This is a genomic window from Streptomyces sp. AC627_RSS907 (genome assembly GCF_019049165.1).
In genome coordinates, this window is the sequence record NZ_JAGMUE010000883.1 from 1 (window position 1) to 640 (window position 640).

General features: G+C 71.1%; 1 protein-coding gene. It reads right to left on the reverse strand.

What is annotated here, in order from left to right; all coding sequences use genetic code 11:
- Positions 1 to 71: 71 nt before the first annotated feature.
- Positions 72 to 640, reverse strand: a 569-nt coding sequence (locus KUM32_RS39245; RefSeq protein WP_217146534.1) for an SPFH domain-containing protein, incomplete at its 5' end; no start/stop codon positions are given.

Sequence of the window (640 nt, forward strand, 5' to 3'; positions counted from 1 at the left end):
GTACACGGCGGGGTCGCGCCGCAGCAGCATCTGCTTGCGCTGCCGTGGCCGGCGCGGGGGGCGCTCCTCGGTCACTGGTAGAGCGAGCCCGTGTTCACGACCGGCTGCGGGGAGCGGTCGCCGCACAGCACGACGAGCAGGTTGCTGACCATCGCGGCCTTGCGCTCCTCGTCCAGCTCCACGATCTCGCGCGCCGCGATGCGCTCCAGCGCGTCCTCGACCATGCCGACCGCGCCCTCCACGATGTGCTGGCGCGCGGCGACCACGGCCCCGGCCTGCTGGCGCTGGAGCATCGCGGAGGCGATCTCGGGGGCGTACGCCAGGTGCGTGAAGCGGGACTCGATGATCCGTACGCCCGCCGCCTCGACCCGGGCGTGCAGTTCGAGGGCGAGCTTCTCGGTGATCTCCTCGGCGTTGCCGCGCAGCGACAGGCCGCCCTCCTCGTGGGCGTCGTACGGGTACTCGATGGCGATGTGCCGCACGGCCGCCTCGGTCTGGGTGGAGACGAACTCCAGGAAGTCGTCGACCTCGAAGACGGCCTGCGCGGTGTCCTCGACCTTCCAGACCACCACGGCCGCCAGCTCGATCGGGTTGCCGTAGGCGTCGTTGACCTTGAGTACGGCCGTCTCGTGGTTGCGCA